Origin of the sequence: Thermovirga sp. (assembly GCA_012523215.1) — a bacterium.
Taxonomy (GTDB): Bacteria; Synergistota; Synergistia; order Synergistales; family Thermovirgaceae; genus 58-81.
The window spans coordinates 1-2,764 of sequence record JAAYIZ010000113.1 but is presented as its reverse complement, the minus strand read 5'-3'; the positions used below and the strand labels follow the sequence as shown (position 1 = coordinate 2,764).

The window sequence follows — 2,764 nt, the reverse complement described above, 5'->3', positions numbered from 1 at the left end:
CCATTATTGGGATGCAGGAGGACATCAAGAAGACGGTGGCGACATCGCTTGAGATGTTCCGGAAGATTCTCGACGACGCCCGTGCCGGCGACAACGTTGGAGTGCTGCTGCGCGGCGTCGGCAAGGAAGACGTTGAGCGGGGCCAGGTTCTTGCGAAACCTGGAAGCATCACGCCCCACAAGCATTTCAAGTCCGAGGTGTACGTTCTGAAGAAGGAAGAGGGCGGTCGTCACACGCCGTTTTTCAGCGGCTACAAGCCGCAGTTTTACTTCAGGACGACGGATGTGACGGGAGACATCAAGCTTCCCGAGGGTGTAGAGATGGTAATGCCTGGCGACAACGCGACCTTCGAGGTGAAACTGATCCAGCCCATCGCCATGGACCAGGGCCTTCGTTTTGCGGTCCGCGAGGGCGGCAGGACCGTCGGCGCCGGCGTCGTCACCGAAATCCTCGGCAGCTGATCCAACTTTTTAAAGGGAGAAGAGGTTCGACATTTCATGGCAGACCAGATCGGGCTCCAGTGCACCGAGTGCAAGCGCCGCAACTACGTGACCACCGTCAACAAAAAGAAGCAGCAGAAGAAGCTGGAGAAGAAAAAGTATTGCAAATGGTGCAAGGCTCATACCTTGCACAAGGAAACGAAGTAGTGTAGAATACCTTTCGCGCGCAGGTCCGTGGCTCAATTGGCAGAGCACCGGTCTCCAAAACCGGGGGTTGCAGGTTCGAGTCCTGCCGGGCCTGCCATTACGTTCGCATCCGGGAGGCCGAATTCTTTATGAAGTGGAAGAGTTTTATCCGCGAGGCGAGAGCGGAACTTAAAAGGGTCACCTGGCCCAGTCGCCAGCAGGTCTGGTATTCGACCCTGGTCGTCGTCGCGGTGTCCCTTCTGGTCGCTGCCTACCTCGGGATCGTTGACGTACTTCTTACGGCGGTTTTTTCCAGGGTGATCCGGTAAAGGGAACCCTGGTCGATTGTTCAGAATCGGACAAGAGACACTTCCTCGGGAGGACAGGGGGCCGGGTAGGGCCCCCTTTTAGGTGATGATCGACAAGACGGAGAGACACTGGTACATTATCCAGACCTATTCAGGATACGAAAACAGGGTTAAGGCCAACCTCCAGCAGCGCATTGCCACGATGGGCATGGACGAGAAAGTCTTCCATGTCCTCGTGCCCATTGAAGAAAGGGTCACCGTCAAGGACGGCAAGAGCAAGCGCACCAAGAGGAAGGTCTTCCCCAGTTATGTCCTGGTGGATATGATCCTCGACGACCAGTCCTGGTATGTCGTTCGTCACACGCCCGGCGTCACGGGTTTCGTGGGGGCCGGGAGTTACCCCATACCACTCACCGAGCGGGAAGTCAGCGAGATCATGAGCAAGATCGGCAAGGAACAGGTCAAGCCCAAGATCGAGATAGACCTCAAGCCGGGTGACGTGGTGCGGGTCAAGGCCGGTCCCTTTGAGGGGCAGGTGGGTCCCGTCGCCGAGGTCCTGGAGGACAAGGGCAAGGTCAAGTTCTCCGTCGTGGTCTTCGGCCGCGACACCCTGGTGGAGGCGGACTACACCGACCTTGAAAAGATCTGAGGCCCGTCGTCTTTTTTATCGCCCGGGTTTTTCCGGGCTCATGTAGGAGGGATAATTAGCAAATGGCAAAGAAAGTAATAGCACAGATCAAACTGCAGCTGCCCGCGGGGAAGGCGACGCCGGCTCCGCCCGTAGGGCCGGCTCTGGGCCAGCATGGCGTCAACATCATGGAGTTCTGCAAGCAGTTCAACGCCAAGACGGCCGACCAGCCGGGGATGATCATCCCGGCGGTCCTGACGGTCTACGCCGACAGGAGCTTCACCTTCATCCTCAAGACGCCTCCGGCAAGCGTCCTTCTCAAGAAGGCCGCCTCGCTCGAGAAGGGCTCCGGTGAGCCCAACAAGGTCAAGGTGGGCAAGGTTACGCTGGACCAGGTCCGCGAGATCGCCGAACTCAAGAAGGTCGACCTCAACGCCAACGATGTGGAAGCCGCCATGGAGATGATCAAGGGTACCGCCGTCTCCATGGGAATCGAAGTAGTTTAACGCCGGCAACGTCCGGAAAATCCGGTGGGAGAGCCAAAACAGGCTCGTCTGGACCACGGGGAGGGAAAAGAAAGATGAAGAAGAGAAGCAAGAGATACCGCGCCATCGCTGAAAAGGCGCCCCAGGAACCGCTCGACAGCCTCAGGGAGGCCATCGAACTGGCCAGGGAGAACGCCACGGCCAAGTTCGATGAGAGCATTGAGATGCATGTCCGCCTGGGTGTTGACCCCCGTCACGCCGATCAGCAAGTCCGCAGCACCATCATTCTTCCCCATGGCATCGGCGTGGTGAAACGAGTGCTCGTCATCGCCGGCGGGGAGAAGACCAAGGAAGCCCAGGACGCCGGCGCCGATTTCGTCGGGGGAGAGGACATGGTCCAGAAGATCGAGGGCGGCTGGCTGGACTTCGACGCCGTAATTGCCACGCCGGACATGATGAAGTCCGTCGGTAAACTGGGCAAAATCCTGGGTCCCCGGGGTCTCATGCCCAGCGCCAAGGCCGGCACGGTCACCTTCGAAGTAGGCCATGCCGTTGGCGAGATCAAGGCCGGCAAGGTGGAGTTCAGGGTCGACAAGTTCGGCATCATCCATAACTCCTTCGGCAAGGCGGGATTTCCCTTTGAAAACCTGTACGAAAACGGCAAGGCCCTCCTGAGAGCCATCGTCAGGGCAAGGCCGCCCGCGACCAAGGGGCAGT

The 2,764-nt window shown here is 58.6% G+C and carries 6 protein-coding genes and 1 tRNA gene; all 7 read left to right on the top strand.

What is annotated here, in order from left to right; all coding sequences use genetic code 11:
• Nucleotides 1-461, top strand: a 461-nt coding sequence (gene tuf / locus GX108_03250) for an elongation factor Tu (protein NLO56059.1), incomplete at its 5' end; no start/stop codon positions are given.
• Nucleotides 462-497: 36 nt separating this feature from the next.
• Entirely contained in the window at nt 498-647 is a 150-nt protein-coding gene (gene rpmG / locus GX108_03245) for a 50S ribosomal protein L33 (GenBank protein NLO56058.1), read from the top strand.
• A 21-nt stretch (nt 648-668) separates the two neighbouring features.
• Nucleotides 669-744, top strand: a tRNA-Trp gene (locus GX108_03240).
• A 31-nt stretch (nt 745-775) separates the two neighbouring features.
• Nucleotides 776-955, top strand: coding sequence for a preprotein translocase subunit SecE (secE, locus tag GX108_03235; GenBank protein NLO56057.1), 180 nt, complete (start codon nt 776-778; stop codon nt 953-955).
• An 88-nt stretch (nt 956-1,043) separates the two neighbouring features.
• Nucleotides 1,044-1,583, top strand: coding sequence for a transcription termination/antitermination factor NusG (nusG, locus tag GX108_03230; GenBank protein NLO56056.1), 540 nt, complete (start codon nt 1,044-1,046; stop codon nt 1,581-1,583).
• A gap of 62 nt (nt 1,584-1,645) precedes the next feature.
• Nucleotides 1,646-2,068, top strand: coding sequence for a 50S ribosomal protein L11 (gene rplK / locus GX108_03225; protein NLO56055.1), 423 nt, complete (start codon nt 1,646-1,648; stop codon nt 2,066-2,068).
• Nucleotides 2,069-2,142: 74 nt separating this feature from the next.
• The coding region (locus GX108_03220; protein ID NLO56054.1) for a 50S ribosomal protein L1 at nt 2,143-2,764 on the top strand (622 nt) is incomplete at its 3' end.